This window comes from Peribacillus sp. P4_D6 (genome assembly GCF_056401795.1).
Genome location: NZ_JBFUIQ010000006.1, coordinates 24,375 through 39,131, shown reverse-complemented (window position 1 = coordinate 39,131; position 14,757 = coordinate 24,375). Strand labels below are relative to the sequence as shown.

The 14,757-nt window shown below is 44.2% G+C and carries 11 protein-coding genes; 9 read left to right on the top strand and 2 right to left on the bottom strand.

Going from position 1 to position 14,757, the window contains the following annotated elements:
* Window positions 1–140: 140 nt before the first annotated feature.
* The 6 genes from AC1DVB_RS04180 to AC1DVB_RS04155 all read left to right on the top strand — a co-directional run bounded on the left by AC1DVB_RS04180 (window position 141) and on the right by AC1DVB_RS04155 (window position 5,718).
* Window positions 141–1,466: an LLM class flavin-dependent oxidoreductase gene (locus AC1DVB_RS04180; protein WP_095679319.1), complete on the top strand. Its 1,326-nt coding sequence runs from the start codon at window positions 141–143 to the stop codon at window positions 1,464–1,466.
* A gap of 84 nt (window positions 1,467–1,550) precedes the next feature.
* Complete coding sequence (locus tag AC1DVB_RS04175; RefSeq protein ID WP_264639690.1) at window positions 1,551–2,084, top strand: GNAT family N-acetyltransferase; 534 nt, start codon at window positions 1,551–1,553, stop codon at window positions 2,082–2,084.
* A 19-nt stretch (window positions 2,085–2,103) separates the two neighbouring features.
* Window positions 2,104–2,904, top strand: a complete 801-nt coding sequence (locus AC1DVB_RS04170) for an amino acid ABC transporter substrate-binding protein (protein ID WP_095679321.1) — start codon at window positions 2,104–2,106, stop codon at window positions 2,902–2,904.
* Window positions 2,905–2,928: 24 nt separating this feature from the next.
* The gene (locus tag AC1DVB_RS04165) at window positions 2,929–3,600 is read left to right on the top strand and encodes an amino acid ABC transporter permease (protein ID WP_057279163.1); all 672 of its coding nucleotides are present in this window, start codon (window positions 2,929–2,931) and stop codon (window positions 3,598–3,600) included.
* A gap of 4 nt (window positions 3,601–3,604) precedes the next feature.
* A complete protein-coding gene (locus tag AC1DVB_RS04160) occupies window positions 3,605–4,372 on the top strand; it encodes an amino acid ABC transporter ATP-binding protein (RefSeq protein ID WP_095679322.1) in 768 nt (255 codons plus the stop codon).
* Between the two features lie 5 nt (window positions 4,373–4,377).
* Window positions 4,378–5,718, top strand: a complete 1,341-nt coding sequence (locus tag AC1DVB_RS04155) for an MmgE/PrpD family protein (RefSeq protein WP_477588262.1) — start codon at window positions 4,378–4,380, stop codon at window positions 5,716–5,718.
* Window positions 5,719–6,051: 333 nt separating this feature from the next.
* Here the strand turns inward: AC1DVB_RS04155 and AC1DVB_RS04150 are convergent, their stop codons facing one another.
* Together AC1DVB_RS04150 and gltB are read right to left on the bottom strand one after the other, a co-directional pair.
* Entirely contained in the window at window positions 6,052–7,533 is a 1,482-nt protein-coding gene (locus AC1DVB_RS04150; protein ID WP_477588260.1) for a glutamate synthase subunit beta, read from the bottom strand.
* Window positions 7,534–7,549: 16 nt separating this feature from the next.
* Window positions 7,550–12,100 (bottom strand): glutamate synthase large subunit, encoded by a 4,551-nt coding sequence (gene gltB, locus AC1DVB_RS04145; protein WP_477588258.1) that lies wholly within the window; start codon window positions 12,098–12,100, stop codon window positions 7,550–7,552.
* 133 nt (window positions 12,101–12,233) lie between these two features.
* Between gltB and gltC the strand changes: the two genes are divergently transcribed.
* From gltC to AC1DVB_RS04130, 3 genes are all read left to right on the top strand, one after another.
* Complete coding sequence (gltC, locus tag AC1DVB_RS04140; RefSeq protein ID WP_230135676.1) at window positions 12,234–13,136, top strand: glutamate biosynthesis transcriptional regulator GltC; 903 nt, start codon at window positions 12,234–12,236, stop codon at window positions 13,134–13,136.
* Window positions 13,137–13,268: 132 nt separating this feature from the next.
* Window positions 13,269–13,763 carry a spore coat protein gene (locus AC1DVB_RS04135; RefSeq protein WP_230135678.1) on the top strand — a complete coding sequence of 165 codons (495 nt, stop codon included), beginning with the start codon at window positions 13,269–13,271 and terminating at the stop codon, window positions 13,761–13,763.
* Between the two features lie 128 nt (window positions 13,764–13,891).
* Complete coding sequence (locus AC1DVB_RS04130; RefSeq protein WP_454861878.1) at window positions 13,892–14,491, top strand: hypothetical protein; 600 nt, start codon at window positions 13,892–13,894, stop codon at window positions 14,489–14,491.
* Window positions 14,492–14,757: the final 266 nt, after the last annotated feature.

Genomic DNA, 14,757 nt, shown 5'->3' with positions numbered 1-14,757 from the left:
GGAAATATATAGTCGGAAGAAACCCTCTTCTAAACTGAAGCGGGTTTTATTTCAGCATTAATTCATAGTAAACCAGTAAGGATATTACCATTATAAATCCCCTGCGTTTAAAAGTGAAGACATAAAGGAGCAATTGACACATGAAAAAGAAAACTGTAAAGCTTGGTGTATTTTTGGCCGGAACAGGACATCACGTTGCTTCCTGGAGACATCCTAACGCCAATCCGAAAGGTAATATGAGCATCGATTATTTTAAAGGGTTGGCCCAGACTGCCGAAAAAGGTTTATTTGACTTATTATTTTTGGCAGATAGTTTGTCAGTTGCAAAGGACTCGCATCCTAATATTCTGACTCGATTCGAGCCATTGACCCTGTTATCTTATCTAGCCTCGGCGACTTCCAATATTGGTTTGGTTTCAACGGCCTCCACCACTTACGAAGAACCCTTTAATGTTGCTAGGAAATTTGCTTCTTTAGACCATATTACCTCCGGCCGCGCTGGCTGGAACGTAGTCACAACGTCCCTTGCCTCCACTGCAGTAAACTTCAATAAGTCAGAACATTTAGAACATGGACTCCGTTATAAAAGGGCGACTGAATTTGTTGAAGTTACCAAGAAATTGTGGGACTCATGGGAAGACGATACATTGGTCATCGATAAAGAAACTGGCCAATTCATTGATGAAAGCAAGTTTCATGAAATCAATCACCAAGGTGAGTTTTTCAATGTAAAAGGACCATTAAATATTTCCCGCTCCCCCCAGGGGCATCCGGTCATTGTACAAGCAGGCTCTTCTGGCCCTGGGCAATTGCTTGCAGCAAAGCACGCAGAGATCGTCTTTACTGCCCAGGAGAACAAGGAGGACGCGGTTTCATTTTACCATGAATTAAAAGGTCAATTGGCCGCTTTCAATCGGGAGAAAAACAGCTTGAGCATCATGCCAGGTTTGTTCCCGATTGTGGGACAGACCGAGAAGGAAGCCAAAGAAAAGTACGAGGCATTGCAGGAGCTGATCATTCCCGAAATAGGATTGGCTGTTATGGGAAGATATTTTGGAAATGTGGATTTTTCGAACATCCCTTTGGATACACCGTTCGCTGATATTACGCTACCAGAACATGTAGACGGCATCCAAAGTAAATATGATTTGATCGTTAAACGGGCGATCAATGAAAATTTGACGTTACGTCAGACATATCAGTGGGTTGCAGGATCACGTGGACATCATATCGCAATTGGAACACCAACGCAGATTGCGGATAAGATTGAAGATTGGGTGAATGGAAATGCGGCTGATGGCTTTAATATCATGCCAGCCCTCTTGCCTGATTCTTTAACGGATTTTGTAGAACTTGTTGTCCCTGAACTGCAATCGAAAGGAATTTTCCGTACTGAGTATGAAAGCAACACATTACGAGGGAATCTCGGCTTGGATAAACCGGCCAACCAATATTCCCAGCTTTAAACACTTACACCTGACGGATAGTTCTCAAAGACGGAATCACCCACCCGAAGAGGAATTAACTAGATAGAGTATAGGAGGCGCAAGATGAGTCAAACATTTCGTGAAGTACGTGTAGAAGATGTGGATAAATTCCTCCAATTAACATTGGATGCTTATGCGAGTATTAGAGAGTTGGATATTCACTTCTCTGCAGCAACGGCCACGAGGGAGGAAGCGATAAAGCATATATCCGAAAATAAGGTATATGTCCTGGAGGAAAATGGGATATTTATTTCGACCGTATCGATTCGGTTGCCTTGGGGCCCTAATCCTGGCCCGCTCGTATTGCCACACATAGGCTGGTTCGCTACAAACCCTGCATATAAGCGTCAAGGAATAGGGAAAAAAGTGCTGTCATGGCTCGAAGAAGAAATTTTGAAGAAGCAACTGCGAGCCCCTGCGGTTACGCTCGGAACCGCGGATAATCATCCATGGCTAAAGGAAATGTACGAAAAAAGTGGATTTGAAGAGATCGGGCAAAAAGATTTAGGCAAAGGCCATCTCACAATTTATTTGAGGAAAATCTTGCAGCCTGGACAATATCAAGCTTGGACTGAAAAACATAATCAAACCATTTAATAACAGGAGGTAAATAACGATGAAAAAAATTCTTTCCCTTGGACTCGCATTACTTTTCATATTAGTACTTGCAGCATGTGGCAATTCAAAACAAGAGAATGCGGCCAATGATTCCGAACAAAAAACAATTAAAGTGGGATCCACTGGCCAAAGCTATCCAAATGGTTATCAAGAGGATGGTAAATTAATAGGTTTTGACGTAGAACTTACAGAACTCATCGCCAAGAATTTAGGATACAAGGTAGAGTGGGTCACTTCTGATTTCAGTGGGATAATGGGGCAATTGGGATCAGGTAAACTGGACACCGTTGCGAATGCCGTTGCTATAACACCGGAACGCGAAGAGCAATTTAATTTTACAGAGCCGTATAGTTATTATGGTGCACAAATTGTATCAAGCACAAAAAACGATGATATTAAAGGTTTGGCTGATCTTAAAGGCAAGACCGTTTCCGGTGTGCTGGGGTCTAATAACGTCACAAACCTAGAAAAATATGATAAAAATGGCGAAATCAAAATACGAACCTATGAAACCCGGGATGGTGCGATGCAAGATGCCATTAACAACCGTGTAGATGGCTATATCAATTCCCGCCCAATCCTTGTTGCCGAGATAAAGAAAAATGATCTTCCGCTAAAACTGGTTGGCGATCCAGTGGCCTATGAAAATGTAGGGTATCCATTTACCAAAACAGAAAAAGGCAAAAAATTAAATGATGAATTCACGGCAGAAATCAAAAAACTTAAAGAAGATGGTACATTAGCGAAGCTGTCCAATAAATATTTTGGTGAAGACATCACCACGAATTCCGGCGAATAAGCATAGCGGAGGTTTTAAAGCATTATGAATTTTGATTTACAATATATGTTGGAAATTTCCCTGCAAATCGCAAAATTTATTCCAATCACTCTGGTTTTAGCCATCATTTCGATGGCTTTAGCCATTATTATCGGACTTGTAGTAGCCTTAATAAGAAATAGCAATATATTTGGAATCACCCAATTGGCAGGCTTATATATCTCTTTATTCCGTGGAATGCCAACATTGGTACAATTATTCATCATTTATTACGGTTTACCACAGTTATTCCCGTCGTTGTCAACGATGGAAGCAATGACGGCGGCAATCATTGGATTTAGTTTGAAGGAATCCTCTTATTTAGCAGAAATTTTTCGAGCTGGTTTGAACTCCGTGGACAAAGGGCAGATGGAAGCGGGCCTTGCAACAGGCATGAAAAGAGTGCAGATTTACTCGCGAATCATATTACCACAGGCTGCTTTAAATGCATTGCCCGCAACAGGGAATACATTTATATCTTTGATTAAAGAAACGTCCCTTGCCTTTACATTAGGAATTACGGAACTATTTGCAGAGGGAAAAATTATTGCATCCGCTAACATGCGCTTTTTCGAGACGTATTTGGTGGTTGGCTTGATTTACTGGCTATTGGTTATTCTTTATTCTTGGATACAAAAATACCTGGAAATTTGGCTCAGCAAACCACTTAGAAGGTGATCATATGATAAAAGTAAGAAACTTATCTAAATATTTTGATGATAAACAAGTATTGAACGATATTAACTTGGAAATAAGAACCGGGGAAGTTGTCGCCATTATTGGCCCTTCAGGTTCTGGAAAATCAACGTTATTACGCTGTCTGAACTTGTTGGAAAAGCCCAACAGCGGCACCATCGAAATCAAGGATGTAAAATTGGATACCCAAAAATATAAAGAGAAAGACGCCTATCAATTAAGACAGCAAACAGCGATGGTATTCCAACACTATAACCTTTTTAAAAATAAAACGGCCTTAAAAAACGTGATTGAAGCATTGCTTGTCAGCAAAAAAATGAAAAAAGAGGAAGCCATTCAAATCGGCGTTGATTTATTGAAACGGGTTGGCTTGGAAAAACAAGTCCAACAATACCCCGCTACCTTATCCGGCGGGCAACAGCAGCGTGTCAGCATCGCTAGGGCATTAGCTGTGAAACCACATGCCATTTTATTTGATGAACCTACCTCCGCTCTAGATCCCGAGTTGGTTAATGAGGTTTTACAAGTCATACGGGAGTTAGCGAAAGAGGATACCACAATGGTGATCGTGACGCACGAAATGCAATTTGCCAAGGAAGTTGCTGACCATGTCATATTCATGGCAGACGGACATATTATCGAACAAGGCACCCCAGAACAAGTAATTGAGCATTCTCTTAATCCGCGAACTCAGCGTTTTTTACGGCAGATGGGAGATGAAACGGAAGGATCTGCCAGGCAAAAAAGGAAGTGAAGTGCATGAACACGGAAAGGTTATCTGAAATGATTTATCATTCCAATYCGTTGGTAAATGAAGGAGTATTACAAGCTGCAATTGATGGACTTCTTGATTATCTTGCTGTTTCCTATCAAACGAAATCCGAAAAGGAAATTAAGATTTTAAAGCAAATCATTTTGGAAGAAGGCGGAAATGGGACGAGTTACTTGATTGGAAGCCACATACATGCAACAAGATCCCAGGCCGCACTCTTCAATGGCTTTCAAGCTCATTTACTAGATTATGATGATGTGCATTCAGACGTACGAGGTCATCCAAGCGCAGTCATTTTGTCTGCTTTGTTAGCAGTTGGAGAACCTGAAATGACAGGAAAACGTTTTTTAGCTGCCTATGTGGTTGGTGTGGAAATCATGGCTCGGTTCGGGGAAGCTATGAACCCATATCATTATACAAAAGGCTGGCATAATACAGCTACACTTGGCGTAATAGCTGCAGCTGGTGCGGTTGCGTATTTACGGGAATACTCACCACGCTTAATAGCTGAAACCATGAGTCTTGCAGCTACCCAATCGGCGGGTTTACGACTCCAATTTGGCACTGTAATAAAGCCGCTCCATGTAGGGATTGCCGCTAAAAACGCTGTGGATTCCGCTGATTGGATTCGGATGGGATTACATAGCAACCCCGACTTTTTGAATGATAAGAATGGATTCTTTGAGGTATATGCAGAAAATGGAGTTCCCGATTTGACGGAAAATTGGGGAAAGACATGGCGGATCGTAACACCGGGATTATGGTTTAAACAGTACCCTTTTTGTTCTGCTGCGGCACATGGCGCTGATGCAGCTGTCTTTTTACATAAGACGTACGATTTGTCGGAAGAAGATATTGAATCGGTGAGTGTTTGCTTTCCTCCAAATGGTGATTCCGCTTTGATTCACCATAGCCCTTCAACCGGTGAAGAAGGAAGATTTTCGATTGAGTATATTGTATGGCTCGCACTTACAGGCAAGCCCCTGACCTTTGCTTCTTTTGAATCGAAACCTCTTCCCCATTCATGGAGAAAATCCTTGCAAAAAGTAAATAGGGAGACGGATGCAACGATCAAGCCTGCCAAAGCAGCACTCCCAGTGGGAAGATTTACAATTGTGACCGTGACCACAACGAGTGGGGACGTACTATCGAAACGAATCGATACACCTAAAGGAAGTCCTGGGAACCCATTAACAAAACCCCAGCTAATAGAAAAATTGCATAAAGCCATAGGAGATGAAGTAGAGACAGAGAAAATAATAGCGGCTGTCCATGCACTGAATCACACATCACTTGGCGTTCTTCAAGAAGCTGACTATAGAAGCTGACTGAAAGTAAATTAGGCGAACAGTATTTATGCTGCTCGCCTATTTTGTTTACCATCAATACGGTATCTTTATACGTGAGATGAGTTTCGGCGTTTTACTCGTGAATTTGGCGCTTTACTCGTGAATTCCGGGCATTTACTCGTGAGTTTCGGCGCTTTACTCGTGAATTCGGCCCTTTTACTCGTGAGTTTCGGCGTTTTACTCGTGAATTCGGCTCTTTTACTCGTGAGTTTTGACGTTTTACTCGTGAATTCGGAGCATTTACTCGTGAGTACATATTTCCCACCACAGAAAAAAAAGAAGCGCCATAATGGCACTTCTTTTTTTTTGAATTTAAGGCAATACGGTTGCACCCATCAAGTAGCGGTCCACTTCTCTTGCCACTTCTCGGCCTTCATTGATTGCCCAAACGATGAGGCTTTGCCCTCTTCTTGCATCTCCGGCAGCGAAAACTCCTTCGACATTCGTTCTGTATTCGCCATAGACGGCATCAATTTTTTGATTGACTGTTTCTACGCCAAATTGAGTTAATAGCGGCATTTCCGTTCCTTCAAATCCGATTGCGATGAAAACGAATTGTGCAGGCCATACTTTTTCAGTTCCTGGAACTTCCCTGAAAATGTACATTCCGTCATCGCCTTTGATTTTTTCCATGGAGATTGTGTGCAGTTCTTTAACGTTGCCATTTTCATCGGCGACGATTTTTTTTGTTTGGATTGAATATTGACGCGGATCTGCACCGAATTTCGCTTCCGCTTCTTCATACGCATAATCAAGGGAAAAGACATTCGGGTAGGCCGGCCACATATTATCAGATGTACGGGCCGTCGGAAGGATTGGATGCTTCCCGAATTGTACGACGCTCTTACATCCCTGGCGAAGGGCAGTTGCGACACAGTCAGCTCCTGTATCCCCGCCGCCGATGACGATGACATCCTTCCCCTTTGTGTCTATAAACTTGCCGTCTTCAAACTTGGAGTCCAACAGGCTTTTAGTCGATGTAGTCAAGTAATCCATTGCAAGGTGAATGCCTGATGCCCCGCGTCCTTCAATTACCAGGTCACGCTGCTTTTGGGCACCTGTGCAAAGGATGACTGCATCATACTGATCTTGCAGTTCTTCAGCTGTTATATCTTTGCCTACTTCTGTATTGGTAATGAAATCGATGCCTTCCTGGGTCAATAATTTGATTCGGCGTGCAACGATATCCTTTTCAAGTTTCATGTTCGGGATTCCGTATGTCAACAGCCCGCCTGCACGGTCTGAGCGCTCATAAACCGTGACCGAATGACCTGCTTGATTCAACTGGTCGGCACTCGCCATTCCTGCCGGGCCTGAACCGATGATGGCAATTTTCTTGCCGGTCCTGCTTTCAGGGATGCGAGGCGTTATCCAGCCATTTTCAAATCCTTTATCGATGATGGTCCGTTCTATGTTCTTGATGGTAACGGCAGGATCGCTTATCGCTACCGTACAAGACCCTTCACAAGGGGCCGGGCAGACGCGCCCGGTGAATTCAGGGAAATTATTTGTTTTCGATAAACGGTCCAATGCTTCTTTCCATCTGCCGCGGTACACCAAATCATTCCACTCCGGAATAAGGTTATGAATCGGACAGCCCGTAGTGACTCGGTTCAATTCCATGCCCATATGGCAGAAAGGGGTGGCGCAGTCCATACACCGCGCTCCCTGTTTACTTAACTTTTCGTCAGAGAAAGGAGCTGTATACTCTCTCCAGTCGTTTAAACGAGTGAGAGGATTCCGGTCTTTTGGTTTTTCTCGCGGATAATCCATAAATCCTGTTGCTTTTCCCATCTTTCTCTCCCCTTCCTTACTGCATCACAGCTTGTTTAGTGATTTTTTTATCTTGAACGGCATTTGCTTGGAATGCACTCATGATCGCTTCTTCATCCGATAGCCCTGCACGCTTCTGCTCATTGATGCTTTTGATCATCCGTTTGTAATCTTTCGGAATGACTTTTACGAATTTCTTGGCGAAATCCTCCCAGTTCTCCAGTACATACGATGCTTTGGCACTTTCTGTATAATGAAGGTGGCTGTAAAGCATTTCTTTTACTTCGTTGGCATCATCCATATCATCAAGCGTCTCGAATTCTATCATTTCGCCATTGCATAATGCCTTGAATTCTTCTGCATCATCAGCAAGTACATAAGCGATGCCGCCTGACATGCCTGCCGCAAAGTTTTTGCCGACGTCACCCAGAATGACCACGCGTCCGCCAGTCATATACTCACAGCCATGATCTCCAATTCCTTCAACGACGACATTGGCTCCACTGTTCCGTACGGCAAATCTTTCTCCCGCACGCCCATTAATGTAGGCCTCGCCGCTTGTTGCACCATATAAGGCGATATTTCCGGCAATTACATTGTCCCCGGCCTCGATCTGATTTCCAGAAGGTGCCGTGACAATGATCTTCCCGCCAGATAAGCCTTTCCCAACATAGTCATTCACATCACCAGTCAAATACATCGACATCCCCTTTGGAATGAACGCACCGAAGCTCTGGCCCGCCGATCCTGTAAAACGAAGTGTGATCGTATCTTCAGGCAACCCTTCCTCACCGTAGCGTTTGGATACTTCACTGCCGACGATCGTTCCGACCACACGGTTCACATTGGTAATCGGGAAGCTGACATCCACCTGGGTTTGGTCATTTAAAGCAGGCTCCACAACAGGTAAAATCTCACGGATATCCAAAGATTCTTCTATTTTATGGTTTTGCGGAAGTTGATACGTACGAATCCCCTCCGGTTGGAAAAGAAGTGTCGTCAAGTCCAGATGCTTCGCTTTCCAATGGTTTTGYGCCCGCTCGCTCACTTGTAAAACATCAGTGCGGCCGACCATTTCTTCCAGTGTTCTAAAGCCAAGCTCAGCCATCGTTTCCCGGACTTCCTCAGCGATGAAGCGCATGAAATTCACGACATGATCCGCATCTCCAGTGAATTTGCTGCGAAGTTCAGGGTTTTGGGTAGCTACCCCGACAGGACATGTATCCAAATGGCAAGCACGCATCATGACACAGCCTAGGACCACAAGCGGTGCTGTAGCAAAGCCGAATTCTTCCGCTCCAAGGATAGCTGCCATGACCACATCGCGTCCCGTCATTAACTTCCCATCCGTTTCAAGGACGACACGGCTGCGCAGGCCATTCAGCATCAATGTTTGGTGTGCTTCGGCAAGACCCAGCTCCCAAGGAAGACCAGTATGTTTGATACTCGTTTTTGGTGATGCACCCGTACCGCCATCATACCCGCTGATAACGATGACATCTGCGGCTCCTTTGGCCACGCCGGCTGCGATCGTGCCTACGCCTGCTTTTGACACAAGCTTGACGCTGATCCTGGCATCACGGTTCGCATTTTTCAAATCATGGATCAGCTGTGCCAAATCTTCAATCGAATAGATATCGTGATGCGGAGGCGGTGAAATCAGGCCGACACCCGGTGTGGAACCGCGGACCTCTGCAACCCAAGGATATACTTTGTTTCCGGGCAGCTGGCCGCCTTCACCCGGCTTAGCACCTTGCGCCATTTTGATTTGAAGTTCATCGGCATTAACAAGGTAATGGCTTTTCACTCCAAAACGGCCGGACGCAATTTGTTTAATACCGCTGCGGCGATTATCGCCGTTTTCATCCAGTTGGTAACGGCTAGGATGCTCCCCGCCTTCACCGCTATTGCTTTTTCCGCCTAAACGGTTCATCGCGATCGCTAATGTTTCATGTGCTTCCTGACTCAATGAACCGAATGACATCGCGCCCGTTTTGAATCGGCTGACGATGGTTTCCACGGATTCCACTTCATCTATTGAAATGCTTTGGCGTTTTTGATCGAACGAGAATAAATTCCGTAAAAACCCAAGTCTCTCTTCATTCGCCAAGTTTGAATATTGCTTAAATAAATTATAATCGCCTTTCCGGCACGCCCATTGCAATGTATGGATCGTTTTAGGATTGAAAGCATGATGTTCCCCTGTTTTTCTCCATTGAAAATCACTTCCGCTTTCAAGCGTTTCATCAAGGGAATCGGCTGCAGCTTTCCTATGGCGAATCAACGCTTCATCTGCGATCGTTACCAAATCGATTCCACTAAGCTGCGATGCCGTACCGCTGAAATAGCGTTCGATTACATCAGCACCGATTCCGACCGCTTCGAAAATTTGTGCGCCGCGATAACTTTGAATCGTTGAAATCCCCATTTTCGACATCACTTTTACGATGCCTTCTGTCACAGAGCTTACATATTTCCTTACCGTTTCTTCGTAGCTGGTGGCCAAACTGCCTTCCAATACCGCCTGCTTATATGTTTCATAGGCAAGATACGGGTAAATCGCATCCACTCCATACCCGATTAGGGATGCATAATGATGGACTTCCCTTGCTTCCCCCGATTCAACGATAATGCTCACCTTCGTACGGTTACCATGGCGGATCAGCTCTTGATGAAGGGCGCTCGCAGCCAGCAGGGAAGGAATCGCAGCTTTTTCTTTGCTCATATCCTTGTCAGATAATATCAAAAGGCTGACACCATCAGCGATCGCTTGTTCCGCTTCACGGCAGATGCGATCGAGTTCACTCTCTAAATCTTCTGAAAATAAAGTGTGAATGACTTTGCTCCTGAATTCAGGATAGGCATTTTCTTTCAACTGCTGCATTTGACCCGGCGTCAAAACAGGCGAATCCAATTGAATGCGGCGGCTGTTCGTTTCATCCGGCTTCAGCAAATCTCCTTCCGCACCGAGAAATGTCATCGTTGACGTGACGATCTGTTCACGCAGCGAATCGATCGGCGGATTGGTTACCTGTGCAAAAGATTGCTTGAAATAGTTGAAAAGCGATTGCGGGCGATCTGATAAGACCGCTAACGGAATGTCATTGCCCATGCTGCCCAGTGGATCTTTGCCTTCGTTAATGACCGGCAGTAAATACTTTTGGACATCTTCATACGTGTATCCAAACGCTTTTTGCCTGAATAATAAATCACTCAAAGGCTCCCCTTCGAGCACAGGTTCTTCGTCACTTAATTGAACAAGCTGTTCGTCCAGCCATTGCTGGTATGGATTTTCCTCGGCCATTTCCGACTTGATCTCTTCATCGGAAACAATACGGCCTTCCTCTAAATCTATTAAAAGCATTCTGCCTGGACTTAAACGATCTTTATATAATACATTCTCCGGCTCCACATCGATCACGCCGACTTCAGAGGAGAAAATGATGTAATCATCTTTTGTTACATAATACCTTGCCGGCCTTAAACCATTTCTATCCAGGATGGCACCGATTTGCTTGCCATTCGTAAAGGATATGGCCGTCGGTCCATCCCATGGCTCCATGAGCATGCTATGATATTCGTAAAATGCTTTCTTTTCCTTCGTCATATGCGGATTTTCCGTCCACGGTTCAGGAATGAGCATCATCGCCGCATGTGCCGGTTTACGCCCGGCAAGCACGAAGAATTCAAGTGCATTATCAAGAATCGAGGAATCACTGCCGTCTATATCCAGAATAGGCAGGACCTTTTGCAGGTCATCCCCGAATGCTTCCGAAACAAACTGCTGCTCACGTGCTTTCATCCAATTCACATTGCCTCTAAGCGTATTGATTTCACCATTATGGATCAGGTAACGGTTTGGATGTGCCCGTTCCCAGCTAGGAAAAGTATTCGTACTGAAGCGGGAATGCACTAAAGCGAAAGCGGAAACGAAAGACTCCTGTTGGAGATCAAGATAAAAAGCATCCACCTGCTCTGGCGTCAACAATCCTTTGTATACGATCGTAGCACTTGAAAGGCTGGCAAAATAAAAACGATTGCCGCGTTCCCGGGCCCAGTTTTCAGCTTGTTTTCTGATAACGAACAATTTGCGCTCAAAAGCTAAATCATCGGTAATCTCTACACTTGCCCCGATGAATACTTGGCGGATCGTCGGACATGTCTCCTTGCCGACCTCCCCGATTTTCGTTGCATCAACAGGAACCGTTCTCCAGCCTAATAACGTTTGGCCCTCTTGTTCGATAAATGCATTCAAACGAGCTTCGATTTCATTCCGTTCATCATCATTGTTAGAGAAAAAGAGCATGCCTACACCATAGCGTCCTTTTGCCGGCAAATTCATTTCCGGGCATGCCAGCCTGAAATATTCATCAGGAATCTGTACCATTAATCCTGCGCCATCTCCTGTAAGGGGATCGCTGCCTTGTCCGCCGCGATGATCTAATTGGCACAGCATATTCAGTCCTTGTTTGACGATGTCATGTGTAGCATGCCCTTTTAAATGAGCGTATAAACCGATTCCACATGCATCATGTTCAAATTCAGGATGGTAGAGCCCTTGTGCTTTTGGTATTTGATTGTATGTCATATTAATCGCCCCCATCGTATTCTTACACCGTTATGTCACTTACATTTATTCTAGGTTTTCAAATCGATATAAACAATATATAATTCTAGTAGAATCCATCTCAATTTGAGATGAATGGCAGGAGGATGAATAAATGGAACTACGACAATTACGTTATTTTGTTGAAGTCGCCGAGAGGGAACACGTCTCAGAAGCCGCAGAGCATCTGCATATCGCACAATCAGCAATCAGCCGGCAAATCTCCAGACTGGAAGATGAGCTTGGCGTACTTTTATTCGAGAAAGTCGGCCGGAATATCCAGTTAACCCCAATTGGTAAAATTTTCTTGATCCATGCCAAAACGGCGATACAGGCGATTGAATATGCCAAATATCAAATTGAGGAATTTTTGGACCCTGAACACGGAAGCATTAAAATCGGGTTCCCGACCAGCCTCTCCACCCATTTACTGCCTACCGTCATTTCCGCTTTTAAAGATGAGCAGCCGAATATCGGCTTCCACTTAAGACAGGGATCTTATTCCTCTTTAAAGGAAGCGGTCAAAAATCGCGAAATCGGATTAGCCTTCCTTGGACCGATCCCGACAAACGATCCAGATATCGAGGGTCATATCCTGTTTACGGAAAACATATCCGCTTTACTGCCAATCACTCACCCATTGGCTGATAGGAAGAGTGTGCGCCTAAGTGATTTAAGAAATGATCCCTTTGTCTTGTTTCCAAAAGGATATATCTTTCACACTATCGCTCTCGAAGCGTGCAAAGCAGCCGGTTTCACACCGAACATCGCCTCGGAAGGTGAAGACATGGATTCCATAAAAGGGCTCGTTTCTGCCGGAATCGGAGTCAGTCTGCTCCCTGACAGTACCTTTTATGAAGTCATTCCAAGACTCACTGTCAAGATCCCGATCGATACGCCCGAAGTCAAACGGACGGTCGGCATCATCACTCCTAGAAACAGGGACTTGGCTCCATCAGAAAAACTTTTTTACCAATTTGCCAAAAAGTTCTTCTCTGTTCTCGAACAATATCAATAAAACATGGCCTTCAAAACTGTTAATGGAAATTGAAGATGGGACAGATCTTCCCATAAATATTTCACTAGACAACTTACCTATAGCCCACTGAACGAATAGTGTATCAAGATTATTCGTTCAGGAGGAATTTACATGCAACCCACCCATTCACATCTTGCTTGGCATGAGACACTCGAGCTTCATGAGTTGGTCGCCTCCCAGTCCAATGCCCTTATGAAATTTAAAATTGCTTATCCAAAAATAAAAGACCCCATTCTAAAAACGATATATAAGCAAACGATCGACACCCTTACCCAAAACATCATGGAGCTGCTGCAATTTTACCCGTTGACGCCTAAAACGGGCAGGGATGACGATGCATCAAGAGATGACGCATCGGCCGCCGCTGCCGGGGAATTGCTGGGCTTTGCCAAATCATCTATCAAAAATTACGCAATGGCGATTACGGAAACAGCCACCCCTTCCCTTCGAAAGGTATTTAAGAAACATTTAAATGGAGCCATCGATACCCATGCCAAGATTTTCAACTACCTTTATGAAAGAAATCTCTATCCTGCTTACGACTTGAACCAATTGCTTCAAAATGACGTCGATGTTGCCAATAAGGCTCTTTCCCAACCTTTCTAAATACAAAAAAGGCAAGCATACTGATCGCTCGCCTTTTTTGCCCCGTTCCGATTCCATTTTTCAATATAATGTTATAATATATAAGAATTGGATTTAATTAGGTCAACAGTATTCAAGAGGTGATAATCATGAAAAAGATCTATTTATCCATAATTCTATCCCTGCTCTCATTTTCTTTAGTTGCCTGTAAGGCCGATGAGCCAAAATCCGAGAATATTCTTTCAGTACCTGAGCTGACAGCAAGGGAGAAAGCCATCCTGGATAATTCAAGTGAACATTCCTTTCTTATCGATTTCAGTGTGGATGATACATACAAGGAGATGTCCGTCTGGGTCGAAAAATATGAATTTGGCAAACTTGTCGAACCTGAAATGGGACGCATGACAACGGGGATTGAAAAGAATGGGACAATCATCTTTACGACATCGAAAACGGATAATGACCAAAAACGATCGATGTTCAACGTCAGCATTCAAAACGATGATGGTACGGATACGGTTACTTATCCTGAAACCATTGATGAAATGGATTCCAGCGTATGGGGCGGTGCTGGCAAACTCAAAATAAACAGCACAAACAAGCTTGCATTGGCGAGTATATGTTACTCAAGCGGAAATGAAGGCATACGTTCACTTTCCACTGGTTTTTATGGTGATACGGAAGGACATATGGACGAGTTGAAGGAATACGATGTGGTCTACCTCCTGAGAAGTGAATTCACTAAATGAGCTGACAAATTAAAGGGGCAAGTTAAATCGAACATGCCCCTGCATTGTTTTTTCATTCCGCCCTATTTACCGCATCAAGACCTCCCCTTTCAGTCATCTCCCTAGCCTTACAGTAATCCCAATTAGCCGCCCGACGAATTACATATATTCTGCATCAAGCTAGATAAAAACTCATGCTTTAAGAGCAATTCAATATCGAAGTGGTGGAATTAGCGGATCCAAAAGCATATGAGAGTCCCCCAAGAGCTGACTCCCATAAATTCACA